Below are 20,084 nucleotides of genomic sequence, written 5' to 3'. Positions count from 1 at the left end.
GCAACCAGTCGGGGGAGATGGACTGGTCCGGGCGCATATCAAGGCATGGCGATGCGATGCTGCGCAGCCTGCTCTTTGAGGCGGCCAGCAGCCTTTTGACCGTCGTGCGCAAGGCCCATCCCCTGAAGGATTGGGCGCGCCGGATCAGGAAGCGGACCAGCCACAAGAAAGCCTGCGTCGCGCTGGCCCGCAAGCTTGCTGTGATCTTGCACAAGATGCTGGTGAGCGGGGAAGCCTTCCGCTGGCCGCAGACCCAAGAAGGCGCCGCTGCATAGGGGAGACAAACAACAAAAGAGATCCGCGCCAGCGCGGAGACTGTCGCCCCTCACCGGGACGATGACTGAGGCGAACCCGCGCTCTTGGATGCCAGGCCGAAACATCGGCAAGGGCGCTTTATACCTTGGGAGGCCAAAGTCAAAGGGTCCTATCATGAAGCGCTCCACAGACCCTGCTGGCAGCGACTTCGAAGACAACCGTGGACCTGGTGAGGAGGCAACAGGGCTTGGGACTTGACTGTGAGGCCGGAATTAGACAACGAACCATCTTTTCCACTTGCCTTCGGGCAGATCCATCGCATATTTACGATAAATTCAGGGCACGGCCTAGTATGGGCCAGTGTGAGGGAAGGATATGGGCGGAGCAAAGGATACGGTCTTGCAAAAAAGTGCCGGTCTTCAGGAGGAATGGGCGGAATGTGAAGACCTTGCCTCTTTGTTCCGGGCGCTGGGCCACCCGGCGCGACTTGCCATTATCAAACAGCTCGCGCTGAAGAATGAAGCCTGCTGCGGCCAGATCGTTGACTGTCTTCCCCTTGCACAATCGACTGTGTCCCAGCATCTGCAGGTGCTGAAGGAGGCCGGTCTGTTGTCCTGCGATACGCGGGGCCGAAATTGCCACTATGTTTTGAACCGGGACAAATTAAATCGCGCTGCCGCCTGTTCCGCAGCACTTTGGAAAGAATTGAAGTTAAGCTAGCCGGTTTGTGCCGCCGGCCGTGACCCGGACCGTCCGGTGTCAGCCCCATCACGATAAACCGCTGCCCCTGGCAGTCTGGAGATCAGAATTGACCGACCGATCCGCCACCCCGCCGCGAGGATCTTCCCGCATGGCGTCCGGCAGCCAAACAACACAGGGCCAGCAGACCTCTCCGAAAGCCGTGAGTGCCGACGAAGGCAACACGCTGAAAACCCTCGCCAATTTGTGGCCCTTTATCTGGCCGGAGACCCGCCCGGATCTGAAACGGCGTGTGGTCTGGGCGGTTGCCGCCCTGATTGTTGCCAAGATTGTGACTGTTTTGTCGCCCTATTTCTTTGCCTGGGCGACCGACGCCCTGACCGGAGAAAGCAGCCACCTTTCGGCCTTCCTGGTGGCGCCGGTCATGCTGGTGCTGGCCTATAACGCGGCCCGGGTCCTGGCGGTGGCCTTTAACCAGCTGCGCGATGCGCTGTTTGCCAGTGTTGGCCAGCATGCGGTGCGCCAGCTGGCCAATCTGACCTTTCGACACCTTCATCAGCTTTCCTTGCGCTTCCATCTGGCGCGCCGCACCGGTGGCCTCAGCCGGGTGATCGAGCGCGGTGTAAAGGGGATTGAGGCGATTGTCCGCTTCACCATTTTGAACGGCATTCCGACCATCTTCGAATTCGCCGTGATGGCAGCGGTGATCTGGTACCAGTTCGGCTTTGTCTATGTGGTCATTGTTGCGGTGATGATCGTTGCCTATGTCTGGTTCACGATCAAATGCTCCAACTGGCGCATCAGCATCCGGCGGGAAATGAATGACAGCGATACGGATGCCAATTCCAAGGCCATCGACAGTCTGCTCAATTTCGAAACGGTCAAATATTTTGGCAACGAAAAGATGGAAGCGGCGCGCTTTGACGTCTCCATGGAGAAGTACGAACGGGCCGCCACCCGAACCTGGACCTCTCTGGCCTGGCTGAACCTGGGACAGGCGGTGATCCTGGGCATCGGCATGGCCGCCTGCATGGCGCTGTCGGCCCGGGCGGTCATGGCGGGAGAGCAGAATATCGGTGAGTTTGTGCTGATCAACGCGCTGCTGATGCAGATCTCCGTTCCGCTGAACTTCATCGGCTTCCTCTACCGGGAAATCCGTCAGGGGCTGGCCGATATTGAGGCGATGTTCGACCTGTTGCTGGTACCCACCGAAATCAAGGACAAAGAAGAGGCCGGGCCGCTTCGGACCGAGGGCGGCAGCATCGCGTTCAAGGCTGTCGAATTTCACTATGACCCGGACCGCCCGATCCTGAAGGGCATCGATTTTGAAGTGCCGGCGGGCAAGACGATTGCCATCGTCGGCCCGTCGGGGGCCGGCAAGTCGACCATTTCCCGCTTGCTGTTCCGCTTTTATGATGTCACCGGCGGATCGGTTGAGATTGACGGCCAGGATGTGCGCGACGTCACCCAGGCCAGCGTCCGGAAGATGATCGGCATGGTGCCCCAGGACACGGTGCTCTTTAACGACACGATTGCCTACAACATACGCTACGGCCGACCGGAGGCCAGTGACGAAGAGGTCCGCGAGGCCGCCCGGATGGCACAGATCCACGACTTCATCGAAAACCTCCCCGGAGGCTACGGCTCTGAAGTGGGGGAACGCGGGCTCAAACTGTCCGGGGGCGAAAAACAGCGGGTCGCCATTGCCCGGACGATCCTGAAGTCCCCGCCCATTCTCATTCTGGACGAGGCGACCTCCGCGCTCGACACCCATACGGAGCGGGAAATCCAGTCTGCGCTGGATCAGGTGGCGCGGGACCGGACCACGCTGGTGATTGCGCACCGGCTGTCGACAGTGGTCAACGCGGATCAGATCATTGTGCTGGAGGCAGGGCAGATTGCCGAGCGTGGCACCCATCAGGACCTGCTTGCAAAAGACGGTCTTTATGCCTCCATGTGGGCGCGCCAGAGAGAAGCCGACGAAGCCGAGGAGCGGCTGCGCGCCGCACGGGATAACGACGAACTGGGGATCGTTACCCGCGGCCGGACGGCGGATTACGTTCCGGCGAAATAACGGCGCTCCCGGCAAGAGGGGCGGGCGGGTGTCAGGCGGGCGATCCCTTTGTTCAACCGGTTCGCCGAACCATCGCTCCGCCAGTGCTGCGGGGGCCGTCCCGGCCCATGGGGCATGCCACATCCCGCCGGTTGTCATTGTCCCGGAGCGCCGCGCCGCCGGAGGGCTGACAGGTTTGGCGGGCTGAGCTGCCGGACAGGAGCCGGATCAGGGCCCGCATCATGGCGCGCAGTTCCTTTTGGCGTTCCTGGCGCGCACGATGTTCGTAAATGTCTCTCGTATGCATCATGGCTGGCTCCTTCTGTTGGACACAGGCTTTGTCGCACATTGTGTTTCTTCGAAGAATTGGGTTAGTGTGGGAAGGATCTTTCGAAAGTTTCGAATAATGCGCCTTGATGATCTGAAGTTCTTCCAGCGTGTCGCCGAACTCGGGAGCCTGTCGGCAGCGGGCCGGGAATTTGGCCTGTCTCCATCTGCGGCCAGCAGCCGTTTGAGCACATTGGAAAAGGAAATCGGGTCCCAGCTTGTGGCCCGCACCACCCGCCGGACCGGGCTGACGGAAGCGGGCCAGGTGTTCCTGCGTCATTCTGCCAATGCGCTTGAGGAGATGGACCGGGCGCGGGCCTTGATCGACGCGGCCGAGGATGCACCCCGGGGCACGCTCAAGATGTCGGCAAATGTCTTTTTCGGCCGCAAGCATATTCTGCCCTATCTGGCGGAATTCCGTCAGCTTTACCCTGATTTGCGCCTGGAAGTGGATATGAGCGACCAAATGGTCGATCTGGTTGCTGACGGTTATGACATGGGCATTCGCGGGGCGCAGTTACCCAATTCCAGCCTGGTCGCCCGCAAACTTGGCGGGAATGCGCGAGTGCTTTGCGCCAGCCCAGATTATATCGCCCGCAAAGGGACACCCAAGACACCGGAAGACCTGCGAAATCATGATTGCATCCGCCTGGATTCGATGCCTGTCTGGTACTTTCAGGGGCCGGAGGGGGAAATCGTTTATCCGCTAGAGGATCCGGTCATTTCCGGAGACAATGGCGATTTTGCCTATGATGCTGCTTTGTTCGGTCTTGGACTGACGGTGAAATCCATCGCTCATGTCTGGGAAGATCTGCGCGACGGGCGGCTCGTGGAGGTCATGTCCAACTTCCCGATTGCCAGAACCGGCAATATCTATGCTGTCTATCCGCCCGCCCGGTTCATTCCGCCGAAGGTGACCGTTCTGGTCGATTTCCTGATTTCCAAATATGGCCGGCCGGCCTATTGGGAGACCGATTACCGCAAGGCGGCCGGTTGACGCGGCTGAAGCCGGTCTGTGGCCTGATGTGCACAATTGCGCGCAAAACGCGCGAGACCGGTTCTCTTCGGACAAAAAAGCCTCTAGAAGCGTCTGAACCAGAAAGCGCAACAGGTGCCACCGGATGCCTTCAAGGGGCTTCAAGTTGCCCGGCGAACCCGGACCGTGCCGTTTAGAAGCCGGAAGAGTTTGATGTCGATTGTGGATTCCATCACCAAAGCCGTCGTGCCGATCCACCGGGAGGGCTGGCCGTTCATCGCGATTGCGCTGGTCGCGACCCTGGTCATTGGCTGGTTTGTTGATCCCCTGTTCTGGATCGGCCTCTTCCTGACCGGCTGGGTCTGCTATTTCTTCCGCGATCCCAAACGGGTGACCCCGCTTGGCGAAGGGCTGGTCATTTCTCCGGCTGATGGGGTTGTCAGCCATGTGGGACTGGCCCATCCGCCGGCCGAACTGGAACTGGGCGGCGAAGCGCTGATGCGCGTCTCCATCTTCATGAATGTTTTCAATTGCCACGTTAACCGGGCGCCGGTCGGCGGCAAGATCCTGCGGGTGGCCTACCGGGCGGGGAAATTCCTGAATGCGGAGCTGGACAAGGCCAGTGACGACAACGAACGCAACGGGCTCGTGATTGAAACGGGCGGGGCCAAAATCGGTGTGGTGCAGATTGCCGGTCTTGTCGCCCGGCGTATCGTCTGTTTCGTGCGCGAAGGCGAAACGATTTCCGCCGGGGAGCGCTTCGGCCTGATCCGGTTCGGCTCCCGTCTTGATGTCTATTTCCCGGCTGGAACCCAGCCGAAAGTAGCCCTGGGCCAGACCATGATAGCCGGGGAAACCGTGCTGGCGGATCTCGCCCAGCCACAGGCCCCCGCCCAGCCCGTGACCCGAGTGGGGTGAGGGCTGACGTGTCCGCTTCCTCCGATCCCAATGCCCCAGAGACAGGAGCCCCTGCTCCAGACAGCTCTGGCCCCGGCACTCAAAATGCCCGATCTGCAGCGCGCGAAGAGAGCGGAGCGTCCTCCGGCGCGGCAAGACCGCCCCGCTTCAAACGGGTGCCGATGCGGCTGATCGTGCCCAATTTGGTCACGGTGCTGGCCCTGTGCTCCGGCCTGACCGCCGTGCGCATGGCCTTTGAGGGGCGCTGGGAGTTTGCCGTTGGCGCGGTTCTGGTTGCCGCCGTTCTGGATGGGCTTGACGGCCGGGTTGCCCGGCTGATGAAAGGCACGTCCCGCTTTGGAGCCGAGCTGGATTCCCTGTCGGATTTTGTCAATTTCGGCGTCGTCCCGGCGCTGATGCTGTATCTGTGGCTGCTCAAGGAAGCGGGCAATCTCGGCTGGATTGCCGCGCTGATCTTTGCCATTTCCATGGCCCTGCGGCTGGCGCGCTTCAATGTGGCGCTGGATGATCCGGACAAGCCTGCCTGGACCGCCCGGTTCTTCACCGGTGTTCCGGCCCCGGCCGGTGCGTTGATCGTGCTGCTGCCGCTTTATCTGGATTTTCTCGGCCTGTTCCCTCACTGGTTTGCCGAAGCTGCCTTTGTCGCGGCCTATACGATTGCCATTTCCTATCTGGTGATTAGCCGCCTGCCGACCTTTTCCGGCAAAACCCTGGGCACGCGGGTGCGGCGGGATTTCGTGCTGCCGCTGATTGTCGCCGCCGTTCTGATCGTCGCTCTGACGGTCAGCTATCCGTTCCGCATGCTGGCGGCGGCGGCAGTTCTTTATCTTCTGACGATCCCCATGTCCTGCCGCGCCCACCGCAAATTGCTTCTGGCCGACGCGACGATGGCGCTGGATGACGATGGTGACGAAGACGATACGGATCTGGACAATTTGGCGGACCGGGACAAGGACCACGGTGGCTAATACCCGCCTCGCCAAATAAGACCCTATCGGATGTTTTTTTCAGGTTTGCTGTCAGAAAACGCGCAGGTCGGCCAGGTTGGCCGGGAAAGCGGTGAGACACAGGCAGCGGGCGAAAGAGCCACCCAAGGCCACGACATGATCGTGTTCCGCCGTGTCGCACATCTTGTACGATGCCCCTCATCGCCCTGTGGCGTGCTCCAAAGACTTGATTGAATGTGCATCCATAAAGAGGAGCCGCAGGTGACACAGGAGATTGACATCCACAGTGCTGGGATCCGGGACCTGGGCAGTTTGCGGCAGCTCTATATCGACGCGTTTCCGGATGAAGACCTGTTCCCCCTGGTGACACGACTGATTATGGGCACCGTGCCGGTGCAGTCTCTCATGGCAACTTGCGGCGGCAAGCCTGTTGGGCATGTCATCTTTACACCTTGCACAGTTGATCCGGGCGGCATCGCCGCTTCCCTGCTGGGCCCGCTATGCGTGTCTACAGGACTTCAAAAACGCGGTATTGGCTCAGCTCTGGTCCGTTCTGGCCTCGATCAACTGAGAGCGACGGTCTCGCAGGTGCTGGTTCTCGGGGATCCTCGATACTACGCCCGGTTCGGATTCAAGCCGGACCATCTTGTCGAGCCCCCCTGTCCCATTCCGTTGGAGTGGAAGGGGGCCTGGCAGTCGGTTCAGCTTGATGGCGGTGCCGCCAGTTCATCGGGACGCCTGATTGTTCCAGAGGCCTGGAGTGACCCAGCCCTCTGGTCGGACTAAGCTGAGCGGGGCTCAGGCTTTCTTGCGCACAAATTTCTGTTCGGCGACCGCCTTGCCCCATTGATCGCCGATATACTCTTCGACCAGCACGAACCCGTTGTGTTCATAAAGGGCCCTGGCCGCCTCCAGCCCTTTCAGGGTCCACAGATGGATCTCGTCAAATCCGTTGGCGTCGCAATGGTGAAGGGCTTTCAGAAGCAGCGCTTTGCCAATGCCCTTGCCACGCAGCTTTTCGGACAGGATGAACCAGCGCAGATGGGCAATGTTGCCGTCCAGGTCTTCCCCGTCGATGGTTATGGAGCCGACGACTTGGCCATCCTCAATCACGCTCCAGCTGTTGTTGAGAGGATGGCCGATACGCTGCATGAACTCGGCCATGGCCTTCGTGACGACGCTCTCGAAGGCGGGGCCCATGCCGACAATTGGTCCGTGGGTTCGGGCATGCAGGGCGGCAAGATCTCCGATCATGCCGGTCTGATAGCCTTCCAAGATTTCAAGGGACGCCTCCACCTCAGAAGGGGCGTTCTGCGCCCCCGCAAGTCCGTCCGCATAGGCTGTAAGCGCGTCGGCGATCTCTTGAGGAGCGAGGGCGCTGCTGCGGGCGAGTGCCCCCCGGGCCTGCTGATCGCCAAAGCGGTCGATCCGCGCGCAAGTCTCCCGGCCATGCGGCGTGAGGCTCAGGCCATAAGCGCGGCCATCTTCCTTCAGCTGCGTCTGCAGGATCTCCCCCCGGGCCTCCAGAGATTTCAGCAGGCGGCTGATGGTCGACTTTTCAAGCTTCAGCCGCGTCGCCAGCTCCTTGGCGGTCAGTCCGGGAAAAAGGCTGATCTCCAGAAGGGCATGGACGGCTGAGCCGGACAGATCCGTTCCGGCGATGGTCTTGTCGAGAAACCCGAACTCCCGCACGAGCTGCCGCGAGGCGGCGCGGATTTCGAAGACGAGGGCTGGGGAAACGGTCATGATGAAAGGCCTTGCTTGATAGTTGCAATGTACAACTAAATACGGTGGACTATGCCGCAATGCAAGTGGTTGGAGGATGGGACCCTTGCTCTGAAGAGGACCGGAGGTACGACAAGCCGGCACAATGCTGCGTCCCTTAAGAACATGCAACATTGGGGAGGGACGCGCGCGCGAAAGAGAGGCGGCCGTATGTCAAGAAACGTTCCGGACCGCCAGATTTGGCGGTCCGGAATTTTAAGGCCGGATTATTCGGCGGCGAGCGGAGGCTCCTCGCCGGGCGGAACCTTGGGCGGTGCCGGTTTGGGCATCGTGACCACCTTGGCCGCTGGCCGGTCCTTGTCCATGTCCGGCTCCACCCATTCCACATCCTGATCCGGGCCGGGGCCGGGAGTGTCCAGCGTTCCGGCCGCGGGCACCGAGGACGGGTTGCGCGCACCGGAGATCCGCTGCCAGAGTGCCCGGAACAGGGCCATCCAGGTGCTGGGCAGGGCAATCATGACGGGGACCATGACGAGGGTCAGGATCGTGGAGAAGGCGAGGCCGGAGATCACCGCCGTGGACAGCTGGATCCACCAGATGGCCGTGATCCCGCCCACCGCAACAGTCTGGGTGAAGAAGTCCAGATTGACGGCGGTTGCCATTGGCACCAGACCGACGATCGTGGTTACCGTCGTCAGCAGGATCGGGCGGATCCGTTGGCCGGAGGTTTTCAGGATCGCATCCAGCGGCTCGAAACCGTCATGGCGGAACCGGTTATAGGTGTCGATCAGGACGATGGCGTTGTTCACCACAATCCCTGCCAGCGCCACGACCCCGGTGCCCGTCATGATGATCGAGAATTTCTGCCCCGTCAGCAGCATGCCCAGCAGAACCCCCATGACCGACATGACCACCGTGGAGAGGGTCAGGAGCGTCTGATAGAAGGAGTTGAACTGGGTCAGCAGGATCAGGAACATCAGGAACAGGGAGGCAATCATGGCCTTCATCAGGAACTCGCCCGATTCCTTCTGGTCTTCATCTGCACCTCGGAACTTCAGATAGACATTGTCAGGGAATGTCTGGGCATCCAGCCACTGGGTCAGCTCCTGCACCTTGCTGTCGACCGTGACCGGCTTTCCGTCCTCACCCAGCGCAGCCTTGTCCACCGTCGCCTTGATCATCATGGAATAGAGCCCGTCCCGCCGGGTGATCGAGGACACTTTCTTTTCCGGGGTCCGGTCAATGAAGTTGGCAATCGGCACCAGACCGAGTTGGGTTTGAAGGCGCAGCTGGTCGAATCGGTCCAGCGTGCGCTCATCGGCCGGAAGGCGCACACGGATGTCGACCTCATCTTCGGAATCCGCCGGCCGGTAGGTGCCGATCAGAACCCCGTTTGTCACCAGCTGGACCATGTTGCCGACCGAGCCGATTCCGGCCTGGTAGCGGCCCGCCTGTTCCCGGTCGATGGAAATCTGCCACTCGATCCCGGGCAGGGGGCGGTCATCCTCCTGGTCCAGAAGGTGGTCCATGCTGTCCAGATGTTTGCGGATCCGGGCGACCTGGGCGACCATCTCGTTATAGTCGGTCGAGGTCACTTCAAGCTGGATATCCTTGCCCGTAGGCGGTCCGCCCTCGATCTTGCGGGTCTCGACCTTGATGCCGGGAATGTCGGCCGTGCGGTCGCGGATTTCGGCAAAGATCTCCGCAGCCGTCCGGCGGCAGCAATATTTTGCCAGTTCCAGAGACATTTCGCCGATCACATCGGCAGGCTTGTCCTGAACCCCGCCAATGAAGTCGGGGCCGCTGCCGCCTCCCGGGGGAAAGGCGGAGGTGATAACATTTTGAATGCCCTTGGTCTGAAGGACTTCCGCTTCCACCTGTTTGACGATCTGCAAGGATTTGGCGGCCGACATGTTGCCCCGGGCCGAGACCATGACAACCGCCTGATCCGGCTCCTCATCGACGAAGAACTCGACCCCGGTCGGGTTCGAGGAAAACGCGGTGAAGATGGCAAAGCAAGTTCCAAGAACGCATGCAATCGTTAGAATGTTGCCCACGGGGGTGCCCGCCAGCAGCTTCAGGTGACGGACATAAAGTCCGGTGAAACCTTTAACGGTGCTGGCGTCATAGCTGAGCTCAGCCGGTTTGGCGCTGTCTGGCACCGGGGTCTTTTGGCCCCGGCGCAGGCGGCCAAACAGGCGTTCCAGCAGATCCACCAGGGGCGACATGGTTTTATAGGCGGCCCACAGCGCCAGGACCGTCAGCCCGATAACGGTCACGTAGAACAGGGTTTCCACCTCGTTGGGGCCGGACAGGAACGCAAGCGGTTTGGCGATCCATGACAGAACACCGAGCACGGCTTCAATCGGCGTGAACAGCACAGCCGGTCTGGTGGAGACCAGGAAGAAGGCGAACTGCACCGCAAACCAGAGAGCGGCCACCTCAAAGGCGAGGGAGACAAATGTGACCGCGCGGTGGTGTTTGACTGGCTCTTCCGCGTCTTCCGACGCCTGATGGGCGGCCCGCTCCCGCCGCCAGTCGATGAAAGGTTTCAGCACGAAATAGGCCGCAACGCCGACGGCAGCGAAGGCAGCAAGTGCGGCCAAGAGCAGCAATGCGATGGCGCCGGCGGAGAGGCCTTGGTCCGATCCCATTCCGAAGGCGGGCGCCGCTGCGGTGAAGGTGGCGGTTGCGCCGGTCAGCCCAAATGACACTGCCAGTATGGCGGTCGCGTATTTTTCCAGGAAATGCGTGATCAAGGCAAAGATGCCGCCGGTCACGGGCAGGAACACCATGGCCGTGAGCAGGGCCGCCGTCAGGACGATGATCACCATGATCGGCAGGTAGCTCATGAATTCGCCTGCCACGCCCGGCCATAGCAGCATGGGCAGGAAGGCCACAAGCGTGGTCGCGGTGGAGGACACAATCGGCCAGAACATCAGCCGGGCCGCCCGGATATAGGCCTCCCGGTCTTCCATGCCTTCGCTCACCTTGCGGTCCGCATATTCGACCATGACGATCGCTCCGTCGACCAGCAGGCCAACCGTGAGCACAAGGCCGAACATCACCATGATGTTCACGGTGTAGCCAAGGCCGGACAGGATCAGGAAGCCAACCATGAAGGAAGTTGGAATGGCGAGACCGACGAGCAATGCGGAGCGCAGCCCGAGCGCGGCCAGAACCAGGATCATCACCAGGAACACCGCCGTCATGATCGAGGACTGGAGCGAGCCGAGAACCTCATGGATGTTCGACGACATGTCCAGCATGTAGTCGACCTTGATCGTGTCCGGCCAGTCCTTGGTTGCCGCATCCACCACGGCGCGGATGGCAATGTTGTTCTCGATGATATTGGTGCCGATCCGCTTGGTGACATCCAGCGCAATGGCGGGCTTGCCGTTGACGAGGGTAAAGGAGTCGGGATCTTTGAAAGTGCGTCGGATATCGGCCACATCGGCGAGGGTGACAACGCCTTCGCCCGACTGCTTGATTGGCAGGGACAGCACATCGGCGGCAGATTCCACCAGCCCCGGCACTTTCACGTTGAAGCGTCCCTGGCCACCATCGATGAACCCGGCCGGAACAAGCTGGTTGTTGTCGGCAAGGGACACCAGTAGTTCCTGTTGCGTGATGGCATAGGATTCCAGCTTCTGGGAATCGATCAGTACCTCCAGCAACTCTTCCCGATGGCCCTTCAGGTCTGCGGAGCGCACCGTGTCGATGGCTTCCACAAGGTCCTTCAGGCGGCGGGCATGCTGATAGAGCGTGCGCTCGGGAACGTTGCCGGACAGCGCGATTGTAATGGTCGGCACCAGGGCGAAATTCGTTTCCGAGATTGTCGGCTCTTCCGCGTCGGCGGGAAGTTCACCCTTGGCCGTGTCCACCTTGTCGCGGACATCGGCCAGGGCTTCGTCCTTGTCGAAGGAAATGTCGAATTCCAAAATGATGCCCGCATGGCCTTCAGAGGCGATGGCGGTCAGTTCCTTCAGGCCGTCCAGCCCGCGCAATTCGGTCTCCATCGGCCGAACCAGCAGCCGCTCGGCGTCTTCAGGCGAGATGCCCTGCTGCACAACCGAGACATAAAAGACAGGCACGTCAATGTCCGGACTGTCTTCTTTCGGAATACTCAGATAGCTGAACGTGCCAGCCACCAAAAGGGCGAGCATGAGCACGAAAACCGTTTTCGGGCGCCGCAGGACACCTTCAAGCATGTCGATCATTGGCTGAGCTCCGCAACGTCCAGAACCGGTTCGACGGTTTCTCCGTCACCGACATATTCCTGACCCACCACAATCACGTCGATCTCGTCCGGCAGACCGCCAACCCAGATGCCGTTGCTGCCACCGCCAAGCACCTGAACCGGATAGAAAGCCGTCTTGTTGTGGTCATCGACCGCGCGGACGCCGACAATGCCGTCGTCATTCAGGGTGAGGATGCCCGGTGAGATCATATGCGCCTTCTCCGCAGGCAGGGCGAGCCGGGTCACAGCCGTGACCCCATCCCGGGCCTTGCCGTCCGGATTGGCCAGTTCGACCTCGATGCGGAAGGTGCGGGTGTCCGGGTCGGAGGACGGCGACACATACCGGACCTTGCCGGTCATGGTCTCGCCTGTCACCAGGGTGACGTCTGCCATCATGCCGATGCTGATCTGGCCCACATTGAGTTCCGACACCTGACCAATGGCGATCATCGGGTCGGAATTAACCACCGTTGCGCAGATCCCGCCGCTGTCAAGCTGGGCGCCGATCTCGGCCATGGGGCTTTGAATGACACCGGCAATCGGGGAGCGGATAATGGTGCGTTCCAGCTCCAGTTGGGCTTCTTCCAGCCGCGCGCGGGCCGCATCCAGACTGGCGAGGGTGGCAGCGGCTCTCGTTTGGGCGGTAAAGCCTTTGTCTGCCAGCTGGGTCGCGGCCTTGTGGTCCAGTTCCGCCTGGGCCAGCACAGCCTTGGCTTCCAGAATACCAGCCTTGCGCGCACCACTGTCCAGTTCGCATAGAATATCGCCTGCGGCCACATGGGCGCCTTCCCTGGCCGGGCGGCGCACAACGTCGTCGCTGGTTTCAGACCGTACGGAGACTTTGGCCTCTGCCTCGGTCCGGCCACGGATTTCCAGAATGGCCTGACGGTTTTCGGCGGTCAGCTTCTTCACCTTCACCTTGAAGATCTGGCCGTCCTGTTCCGCTGCGCGTTCCGCCGGGGCCGGTGTGGCATTGGCACCATCTCCGACACCGCCGACAACAACCGTGCCGTTCGACATCCATATTCCGATGCCTGCGGCGAGACCCGCTGCCAGAACGTAGGAAAGCTTCACTTTCATCTATAGGTACTCCGGAACTTTTGACGTTTTGGCTTACTCTGCGGCATCGGAAAGAGCTTTGGCCGCGTCTTCAGCAATCTTGATCAAGGCATCGCCATGCTCATCGAGATAGGCGAGGGTGAAATTCATGCAGCCGATGCCATAGCTGCGGGTCCAGTTGGATCCGGTATGGCTGCATTCCTGATTGGTTTCTGTCAGCAACTGCAGTTCCTGCCGGACCTGAGCTTTCTGGCGCTCCAATGCCCGGCGGATGACCTCCGGCGGCAATTTGTCCGCATTAAGAGCAATCAGCAAAAAGGGTGAGCGGAAAGTGTCGGGCGCCTGGGGTTCGCACAGGAACCGGACCAGTTCTTCCCGTCCAGCCGCGGTGATGGAATAGACCTTGCGGGCCGGTTTTCCAGCCTGGGGCTCTTCGCGCACCGTCACAAGACCTTCCGATTCAAGCCGGGCAAGCGCCGGATAGATCGACCCGAAACTGGCATCCTCAAAATAGCTGAACCGGCCATCGGTGGATTCCTTGCGGATCTCGTATCCGGTGGCGTCTCCAAAAGACAGGATTGCCAGGCACAGGCTGCGCACGCTCATGGGGTTCTCCGCAGGGGCAAGATCATACGGCGATGGTCTCCATACAAGATCAGGCGGGAAAGGGAAAAGTCATGCCCTTGCAACCACAACTCACTCTTGTGGAAGCTGCCCCTGACAAAATGTCCTATTGCGTATTCAATTTCGATATATCAGCCTAATATATATCGCTCAGAAATAAAACAAGCGTGCAGCGCAAAAAAAAGTGACGTTTCGGACGGGGCGTGCGGAAAGGTCAGACTTTTCCCAATTTGTTTGTTTTGACAGGTTGCTGACTTCAAAAAGAAGACTAGGCTTCTCACGATCGGGTTAGCAATGTTGTGGAGGGCCACATGGCGGTTGAAAATAAGGCGGTCAGGCGTGTGTTGCAGGAGCCGCTGCTGCGTCTTCTGGCCATAAACGGCGCAGCCGGTGTGGTCATTGCACTGTTGGTGCTGGGGGCAATCTTCTGGTCCAACATCGGCAATTTGCGGGTTCTGGTCTTAACAGCCGAAAATCCGGTTGTGCCTGTGGTCATGCTGGCAGTGGGTCTTATCATCACGCTTGGCTCTGTCGTGATGGGATCTGCCGTGATGCTGCTGGGAGAGAGGGAGAGGGGCGGCGGTGCCTCAGGAAAGCGCTCCGGTTTTGGTGCTGATGTCAGGCTGCAGCCCGTGCGCGTTGTGGCAGTTTCCCGGCCAAACCAAACTCGTAGACGTGGCTGACCGTTCCTTTTCCTGCGTTGCCTCAGGCCCTGATCCCGTGTGAGTTGTAGGTCTGCCCCCGTGTACTCCGATTTGGCCCAGGCAGCCGTCAGCGGTGTGGATCCAATGCCGGACAAAAGCGTCATCGCGGCGGCCAGCAGCATCAAAAGACCTGCAGAGGTCAGTCTCATGTCAGCATTCCCTGGTCTCATGGCCCCCCATTGGCTGTTGTGCGCAGGCATAGACTGGAGCTGCCAAGACGCAATCCGGTAAAATCTAGGTTTCTCAAGCTCTGACGCTGGAGGCTCTTGCGTTGCAGCACAGGATGGGAGCACTGTGTAACGGGGCGACTCTTGGGGACTGATGATGACAGAGACCTATCCGCGTGACATGACCGGATACGGGCGTACACCGCCCGATCCGCAGTGGCCCGGAGGGGCGAAACTCGCCCTTCAATTCGTCCTCAACTATGAAGAGGGCGGTGAAAACAACATTCTCCATGGCGATCCGGCGTCCGAGGCGTATCTTTCGGAGATTGTCGGCGCAGAGCCCTGGCCGGGCCAGCGCCACTTGAACATGGAATCCCTTTATGAATACGGGTCACGGGCCGGGTTTTGGCGGATGTGGCGTCTGTTCATCGAGCGGTCCTTGCCGGTGACTGTCTTTGGTGTGGCAACTGCCCTGATGCGCAACCGCGAAGCCGTCGCCGCCATGAAGGAAGCGGACTGGGAAATCGCGTCCCACGGCTTGAGATGGATTGAACACCGGGACATGGACGCGGCCGAAGAGCGCCGCCAGATCCGCGAGGCGATCCGAATCCATGAGGAGGTGACCGGGGCCCGCCCGCTCGGCTGGTATACCGGGCGCTGCTCCATACACACCCGTCAGCTCATTCAGGAAGAGGGCGGGTTCCTCTATGACTCCGACAGCTACGCGGATGATCTGCCTTATTGGGTTGACAGTCCGCAGGGCGATCATCTGGTTATTCCCTATACGCTCGATACGAACGACATGCGCTTTGCCTCCGCGCAGGGGTTCAATTCGGGCGACCAGTTTTTCACCTATCTGAAGGATGCGTTCGACACGCTCTATCAGGAGGGCCTGCGCGGGGCGCCCAAGATGCTCAATGTCGGCCTTCATTGCCGCCTTGCGGGCCGTCCCGGCCGCACAGCGGCCCTGGCCAGGTTCCTGGACTATGCCGCAGGCCACGAAGATGTGTGGATCGCCCGCCGGATCGATATTGCCTGGCATTGGCACGCGCATCACGGCCGGGTCTGAAAAGGCAGGATACTCTGGAAGGGAAAATGACCAGTGGTGTCACACCGAAATTAAGTCTGGTTGCTATTTCAGTCCTATTTTAATTTTTCAGACGGGATTGGGATTTCATATGATCAAGCATGCCTTTTCAGTTGCCGCCCTGTGTGTTGCGTTGACGACCGGCGCCATGGCCGACGACACATCAATTGCCGCTGCATTTGCCGGTAAGCAACTTACCGGGAGCGGCGTCGACATGACCATCAACCCGAACGGGACGTTTACCGGGAAAGTCGGCAAGAACCTCAGCCAAAATTTTCAGGAACCTGGAAAATCAAAAACGGCAAGTGGTGCCGGACGATCAAGGAGCCGGAACGGTTCAAGGGCTCTGAATGCCAGAAACTGACCATGAATGGAGATGGCACAGTCACAATCGAGGGCCGGCGCGGGCCAGCGACCTATACTCTCAAGTAACGGGTGCCCTCAGCAAACGCGAGCCCTCAGCAAACGCGCGCCGTCAGCAGGGTCCAAGGCAGCGCCGGAACCTTGATGAAGACTGGCGCCTGTGGACAATGCCGGAGCCATTCTTCGGTCAGATAGCCTTGTATGCGGCCATGTTCGGGGGGAGCCTGGAGGGTGCCGTTGAAAAAGGCAAATGGGGCGCATTGGAAGACCATGTGTCAGGAGCTGCGCCTGGCAGGAGACCGGTTTCAATAAAATTACCCCGCGAGCCGTTTCCCGGGCAGCTCGCGGGGCATTGAAAATTTCTGCTCGCAACAGGGTTAGAAAAACAACATTCCCTTTGGGAAGTAAACAGTTTGTTAAATTTAACCTTAAGATTGAAATATCCCTGAAAGCAGGCAACGTACTTAACGGGGTGCACAGCTGCGAACGGCCCGGAAAACCGAGGCGTTTAAGGGAGTTAGAGCGCGGCGAAGCGCTGGTTTGCAACGTCTTCAGCCCTGTCTCGCGCGGCTTGCTTGCCGGTACGAACGCCATCGTTCCTACTGTTCTTATCCGTTCAGGAACGGCCGTTGACCGCTATGCGGCAGTCAAACGTGCGGGACAAAAATGACACATTCAAGAAAGATTTTCTTAACTTTTAGGGAAGGACAGCAACGCTGACGGGTTCTGTTGTCGGTGGGGGAGTAACGCCGGGCGGTGAGTTGGTTCGTCCGGGTTTCTCGAATGCGTTTCCGGAGTTTCGGGGGCGCGTGGAACCAGTTGAACGTCGGGCAAATAGACTGTGGATCTCTCAACTGCTCAGGATGCGGCTTTTACCGTATCCGCTTATAGACCTTTCGTCAGAGGTCGCGAACCAAAGCACCTTTCGATTCGCCTCGGCTTCGAAAGAATACTGTGGGTGCCGAAGGCAGGCATCAGGCGGAAAAAACCTCCGGTTCGCAGCGTTGGGCCGAGTGGTCTGACCAAGAAAAAGTCCTTCGTAGAGGCAGCCGGTTCTGTTGGGCGCTGCATGATTATCAGTGGCGCCTCAAAAGAAGGGCATGTGCCGTTCCGTGGAGCGGCAACTGCCAAAAAGTTGTCCAGAATGGATGAAACAGCGTTTCTCAAAGACAACAAGATCAAAACCCGTGGCATCTGTGCCGGCAAATTTCGTAGTTCGTCAATTTGCCGTTCGTTGCGGCCAAAAGAGAACGAAGTTCAATGACACTAAGAAAGCGGCAGACTTGGAAGATCAGCGGACAAGGTTCGTTTGGGTCTTTCCCCTTTGAATTCCAGGGAAGGGAGCAGGGCGTATTCCCGGCCGTTTCCTGGGCTCCTCAAGAGCGGGAGGCTGAAATATGAGCCTTGCTCTGGACTATGAGGTTGTTCATCTGCGCGAACAACTGGAAGAGAAGAACGCGCGGATCGCTGAGTTGGAGCGCCTTGTTGCGGACCAGCAGATCATGTTTCCGCCAGACTGGGACCTGACCCGCATTCAGACCCGTATCCTGCGCTTTCTTCTAAAGCGCAGCTATGCGAGCCGCGAGCAGATCCACGCATATCTTTATGCGGACCGGGACGATGGCGGACCGGAACTGGAAAACGTGCGGGTGCATATCTGTCTGCTTCGCAAGAAGCTGAAGCCGCACGGCGTCGAGATCAGCTGGCTTGTCGGGATGGGCTACCGCCTGGACGATGCGACCAAGGATCTGATCCGGGCGAGCCAGACCCTCGTCGGCTAAGCCACGGGCTTGCTGCGGCATGCAGCATCTGAAGGCCCACAGACGCGCTCAGAACGTCTAAAGACGGGACAAGGCAGGTTGCACGCCGCCTGCCTTGTCCCTTTTGCGATACAGGCATGGGTTGCTCTCCGCTTGGCCCACCAACGCGGTAACCGCGTGACCTGCGTCCCGGGTTGCCTTGATATATTCCCTAAGAGAAAGTTTTTGGTTCGCGTCCGCCTTCCTGCTGAAAGAAGCTAAGAGTATCTTCCAAAAAATTTTTCCAGTTGTCGTGGGGCTGAGGCAGCTATCCGGTTGCCGTACGGGTCTGAAACGCATTGGAAGAGGTTACGGGTTAACCTTACTGGCTAAAATACAACTTAAAACTGAACGATCCAACTTGCGGCTTCCACCACGGCAATCTACGACTTGGCTGAGGTTAATTAAGTGTTAATTCGTGGTGGAGTTGCAATGCGCCTTTTGACCCAGAATTTGTATGTATTTGTTTTTTCGATTGTTTCTCTCGGATCTGCCGTTTGGGTCGCCAGCGGCCCGGACCGGGCTGCGGAGATCGTTCGCTACATGGTTGAAGATGCGGCCGAGTTGCAGCAGGCCACCAGCAGATCGTATCAGGAAATCAGGAATTTCCCCATTGCCAGCGCCATGGACGACGCGGCCGCTGTGGCCGTCGTTGTCGTGCGGTTGCCGACGCTGCTCTTTGAGCAATTGGCGGACCGGCTGGGGGAGGTGAACAAAAAAATCTCCAAACGGGCAGGATCAGTGCGGCCTGTGGTTCCTGAAAAGGCAGGGCCGTCCAGCCCTAGAACCGCGAGACTGTGAAGCAAATCCGGCCAGACGCGGTCTGCGCTATAGCTTTCATGGTTCGTCGGATTTGTCTTTCGCTGCCTGAAATCAGAGATTTCAACGCAAATGACAAAACAGTTTGAAACCTCTTGAACGATGCTCTAGATCGCGGCAAGTGCCAGAGCGATGCCCTGGCCGACGCCAATGCACATGGTTGCAAGCGCCAGTTTGCCGCTCCGGCGGGATAGCTCCAGGGCCGCTGTGCCGGTGATCCGCGCGCCGGACATCCCGAGCGGGTGGCCAAGGGCGATTGCGCCGCCATTGGGGTTGATGGCGTCGCTGTCTTCGGGAAGCCCCAGATCACGCAGGACGGCAAGGGCTTGAGCTGCAAAAGCCTCGTTCAACTCGATGACATCAAATTCGGCCGGGGCAAGGCCGAGACGGGCGCAGAGCTTGCGTGTCGCAGGGGCTGGCCCCAGTCCCATGACGCGCGGCGGCACGCCAGCGGTCGCGCCACCCAGAATGCGGGCGATGGGCTTCAGATTGTATGTCTCAATGGCGGTTTCTGAAGCCAGCAAGAGAGCTGCGGCACCGTCATTGACCCCCGACGCATTGCCTGCGGTCACCGTGCCCTGGTGCCGGAACGGCGTTTTCAGGGCGGAAAGCGCCTCCAGCGTTGTGCCGGCGCGCGGGTGTTCGTCCTTGCTGACGAGTATCGGGTCCCCCTTGCGCTGTGGGATCGTCACCGGGACGATTTCCCGCGCCAGGCGGCCATTCTCCTGGGCCGCGACAGCCCGCAGCTGGCTGCGCAGAGCAAAGGCATCCTGGTCTGCCCGGGAAATGGAAAAGGCTTCTGCGACGTTCTCTGCGGTTTCCGGCATGGAATCGATGCCATACTGGCGTTCCAGCAGCGGGTTGACGAAGCGCCAGCCGATGGTGGTGTCATAGAGCTCTGCTTTTCTGGAAAAGGCCGTCTCCGCCTTGGGCATGACCAGCGGTGCCCGGGACATGCTCTCCACGCCACCGGCAATGGCCAGATCCATTTCGCCTGCCTTGATTGCCCGCGCGGCCGTCATCACCGCATCCATGCCCGAGCCGCACAGGCGGTTGAGCGTCAGGCCAGGCACCGTATCGGGAAGCCCGGCAAGCAGGGCCGACATACGTGCGACATTGCGGTTGTCTTCTCCCGCCTGATTGGCGCAGCCATAAAAGACGTCCTCCAGATGGGACCAGTCCACATCCAGGTTCCGCTCCATCAGGGCTTCAATCGGAATGGCCCCCAGGTCATCCGCCCGCACCCCGGACAACGCCCCGCCATAGCGGCCAATGGGAGTGCGGATATAGTCGCAGAGGAAGACGTGATGCATGGGGTGTAT

The 20,084-nt window shown here is 59.7% G+C and carries 20 protein-coding genes; 14 read left to right on the top strand and 6 right to left on the bottom strand.

The window, feature by feature from the left end; all coding sequences use genetic code 11:
• The 3 genes from ACXAIC_RS07600 to ACXAIC_RS07590 form a co-directional block, all read left to right on the top strand.
• A partial coding sequence (locus ACXAIC_RS07600; RefSeq protein WP_475175328.1) for a transposase occupies positions 1-275 on the top strand: 275 nt, incomplete at its 5' end.
• Positions 276-630: 355 nt separating this feature from the next.
• Complete coding sequence (locus ACXAIC_RS07595) at positions 631-975, top strand: ArsR/SmtB family transcription factor (protein WP_475175326.1); 345 nt, start codon at positions 631-633, stop codon at positions 973-975.
• Positions 976-1,105: 130 nt separating this feature from the next.
• Positions 1,106-3,028 carry an ABCB family ABC transporter ATP-binding protein/permease gene (locus ACXAIC_RS07590; protein WP_475175324.1) on the top strand — a complete coding sequence of 641 codons (1,923 nt, stop codon included), beginning with the start codon at positions 1,106-1,108 and terminating at the stop codon, positions 3,026-3,028.
• 52 nt (positions 3,029-3,080) lie between these two features.
• On the opposite strand, the gene ACXAIC_RS07585 is transcribed toward ACXAIC_RS07590, so the two are convergent.
• A complete protein-coding gene (locus ACXAIC_RS07585; RefSeq protein ID WP_475175322.1) occupies positions 3,081-3,317 on the bottom strand; it encodes a hypothetical protein in 237 nt (78 codons plus the stop codon).
• Positions 3,318-3,413: 96 nt separating this feature from the next.
• Between ACXAIC_RS07585 and ACXAIC_RS07580 the strand changes: the two genes are divergently transcribed.
• From ACXAIC_RS07580 to ACXAIC_RS07565, 4 genes are all read left to right on the top strand, one after another.
• The gene (locus ACXAIC_RS07580) at positions 3,414-4,331 is read left to right on the top strand and encodes a LysR family transcriptional regulator (protein ID WP_475175319.1); all 918 of its coding nucleotides are present in this window, start codon (positions 3,414-3,416) and stop codon (positions 4,329-4,331) included.
• Positions 4,332-4,520: 189 nt separating this feature from the next.
• Complete coding sequence (locus tag ACXAIC_RS07575; protein ID WP_475175318.1) at positions 4,521-5,228, top strand: phosphatidylserine decarboxylase; 708 nt, start codon at positions 4,521-4,523, stop codon at positions 5,226-5,228.
• Positions 5,229-5,383: 155 nt separating this feature from the next.
• Positions 5,384-6,196 (top strand): CDP-alcohol phosphatidyltransferase family protein, encoded by an 813-nt coding sequence (locus ACXAIC_RS07570; protein WP_475175340.1) that lies wholly within the window; start codon positions 5,384-5,386, stop codon positions 6,194-6,196.
• A gap of 240 nt (positions 6,197-6,436) precedes the next feature.
• On the top strand, positions 6,437-6,961 hold the full coding sequence (locus tag ACXAIC_RS07565; RefSeq protein WP_475175317.1) for a GNAT family N-acetyltransferase: 525 nt from the start codon (positions 6,437-6,439) through the stop codon (positions 6,959-6,961).
• 12 nt (positions 6,962-6,973) lie between these two features.
• On the opposite strand, the gene ACXAIC_RS07560 is transcribed toward ACXAIC_RS07565, so the two are convergent.
• The 4 genes from ACXAIC_RS07560 to ACXAIC_RS07545 form a co-directional block, all read right to left on the bottom strand.
• Positions 6,974-7,921, bottom strand: coding sequence for a helix-turn-helix domain-containing GNAT family N-acetyltransferase (locus ACXAIC_RS07560; protein ID WP_475175314.1), 948 nt, complete (start codon positions 7,919-7,921; stop codon positions 6,974-6,976).
• A 245-nt stretch (positions 7,922-8,166) separates the two neighbouring features.
• Complete coding sequence (locus ACXAIC_RS07555; RefSeq protein ID WP_475175313.1) at positions 8,167-12,120, bottom strand: efflux RND transporter permease subunit; 3,954 nt, start codon at positions 12,118-12,120, stop codon at positions 8,167-8,169.
• The gene (locus tag ACXAIC_RS07550; RefSeq protein WP_475175312.1) at positions 12,117-13,220 is read right to left on the bottom strand and encodes an efflux RND transporter periplasmic adaptor subunit; all 1,104 of its coding nucleotides are present in this window, start codon (positions 13,218-13,220) and stop codon (positions 12,117-12,119) included. Before ACXAIC_RS07550 ends, ACXAIC_RS07555 begins: the two co-directional genes overlap by 4 nt.
• A 33-nt stretch (positions 13,221-13,253) precedes the next feature.
• The gene (locus ACXAIC_RS07545; RefSeq protein ID WP_475175311.1) at positions 13,254-13,805 is read right to left on the bottom strand and encodes a helix-turn-helix transcriptional regulator; all 552 of its coding nucleotides are present in this window, start codon (positions 13,803-13,805) and stop codon (positions 13,254-13,256) included.
• Positions 13,806-14,134: 329 nt separating this feature from the next.
• Between ACXAIC_RS07545 and ACXAIC_RS07540 the strand changes: the two genes are divergently transcribed.
• From ACXAIC_RS07540 to ACXAIC_RS07510, 7 genes are all read left to right on the top strand, one after another.
• Positions 14,135-14,506, top strand: coding sequence for a hypothetical protein (locus ACXAIC_RS07540; RefSeq protein WP_475175308.1), 372 nt, complete (start codon positions 14,135-14,137; stop codon positions 14,504-14,506).
• Positions 14,507-14,851: 345 nt separating this feature from the next.
• Positions 14,852-15,763, top strand: coding sequence for an allantoinase PuuE (gene puuE, locus ACXAIC_RS07535; protein WP_475175306.1), 912 nt, complete (start codon positions 14,852-14,854; stop codon positions 15,761-15,763).
• Entirely contained in the window at positions 15,726-16,145 is a 420-nt protein-coding gene (locus ACXAIC_RS07530; protein ID WP_475175303.1) for a hypothetical protein, read from the top strand. The genes puuE and ACXAIC_RS07530 overlap by 38 nt, the downstream gene beginning before the upstream one ends.
• A gap of 351 nt (positions 16,146-16,496) precedes the next feature.
• The gene (locus ACXAIC_RS07525) at positions 16,497-16,814 is read left to right on the top strand and encodes a hypothetical protein (protein WP_475175301.1); all 318 of its coding nucleotides are present in this window, start codon (positions 16,497-16,499) and stop codon (positions 16,812-16,814) included.
• Positions 16,815-16,985: 171 nt separating this feature from the next.
• Entirely contained in the window at positions 16,986-17,408 is a 423-nt protein-coding gene (locus ACXAIC_RS07520) for a hypothetical protein (protein WP_475175299.1), read from the top strand.
• 133 nt (positions 17,409-17,541) lie between these two features.
• Positions 17,542-17,925 carry a winged helix-turn-helix domain-containing protein gene (locus tag ACXAIC_RS07515; RefSeq protein ID WP_475175297.1) on the top strand — a complete coding sequence of 128 codons (384 nt, stop codon included), beginning with the start codon at positions 17,542-17,544 and terminating at the stop codon, positions 17,923-17,925.
• 450 nt (positions 17,926-18,375) lie between these two features.
• Positions 18,376-18,744: a hypothetical protein gene (locus tag ACXAIC_RS07510; RefSeq protein ID WP_475175295.1), complete on the top strand. Its 369-nt coding sequence runs from the start codon at positions 18,376-18,378 to the stop codon at positions 18,742-18,744.
• A gap of 125 nt (positions 18,745-18,869) precedes the next feature.
• Here the strand turns inward: ACXAIC_RS07510 and pcaF are convergent, their stop codons facing one another.
• Positions 18,870-20,075: a 3-oxoadipyl-CoA thiolase gene (pcaF, locus tag ACXAIC_RS07505; protein WP_475175293.1), complete on the bottom strand. Its 1,206-nt coding sequence runs from the start codon at positions 20,073-20,075 to the stop codon at positions 18,870-18,872.
• Between the last annotated feature and the right edge of the window lie 9 nt (positions 20,076-20,084).

This window comes from Roseibium sp. AWQ4_254 (genome assembly GCF_056161025.1).
Note: the sequence above shows the minus strand (reverse complement) of the source record. Positions and strands in the feature narration are given on the sequence as shown.

What these genes read in the sequence shown, in the direction of transcription:
- ACXAIC_RS07595 (WP_475175326.1), top strand. Translation starts at nt 631, where the DNA reads ATGGGCGGAGCAAAGGATACGGTCTTGCAAAAAAGTGCCGGTCTTCAG.
- ACXAIC_RS07590 (WP_475175324.1), top strand. Translation starts at nt 1,106, where the DNA reads ATGGCGTCCGGCAGCCAAACAACACAGGGCCAGCAGACCTCTCCGAAA.
- ACXAIC_RS07585 (WP_475175322.1), bottom strand. Translation starts at nt 3,317, where the DNA reads ATGATGCATACGAGAGACATTTACGAACATCGTGCGCGCCAGGAACGC.
- ACXAIC_RS07580 (WP_475175319.1), top strand. Translation starts at nt 3,414, where the DNA reads ATGCGCCTTGATGATCTGAAGTTCTTCCAGCGTGTCGCCGAACTCGGG.
- ACXAIC_RS07560 (WP_475175314.1), bottom strand. Translation starts at nt 7,921, where the DNA reads ATGACCGTTTCCCCAGCCCTCGTCTTCGAAATCCGCGCCGCCTCGCGG.
- ACXAIC_RS07555 (WP_475175313.1), bottom strand. Translation starts at nt 12,120, where the DNA reads ATGATCGACATGCTTGAAGGTGTCCTGCGGCGCCCGAAAACGGTTTTC.
- ACXAIC_RS07550 (WP_475175312.1), bottom strand. Translation starts at nt 13,220, where the DNA reads ATGAAAGTGAAGCTTTCCTACGTTCTGGCAGCGGGTCTCGCCGCAGGC.
- ACXAIC_RS07545 (WP_475175311.1), bottom strand. Translation starts at nt 13,805, where the DNA reads ATGAGCGTGCGCAGCCTGTGCCTGGCAATCCTGTCTTTTGGAGACGCC.
- ACXAIC_RS07540 (WP_475175308.1), top strand. Translation starts at nt 14,135, where the DNA reads ATGGCGGTTGAAAATAAGGCGGTCAGGCGTGTGTTGCAGGAGCCGCTG.
- puuE (WP_475175306.1), top strand. Translation starts at nt 14,852, where the DNA reads ATGACAGAGACCTATCCGCGTGACATGACCGGATACGGGCGTACACCG.
- ACXAIC_RS07515 (WP_475175297.1), top strand. Translation starts at nt 17,542, where the DNA reads ATGAGCCTTGCTCTGGACTATGAGGTTGTTCATCTGCGCGAACAACTG.
- ACXAIC_RS07510 (WP_475175295.1), top strand. Translation starts at nt 18,376, where the DNA reads ATGCGCCTTTTGACCCAGAATTTGTATGTATTTGTTTTTTCGATTGTT.
- pcaF (WP_475175293.1), bottom strand. Translation starts at nt 20,075, where the DNA reads ATGCATCACGTCTTCCTCTGCGACTATATCCGCACTCCCATTGGCCGC.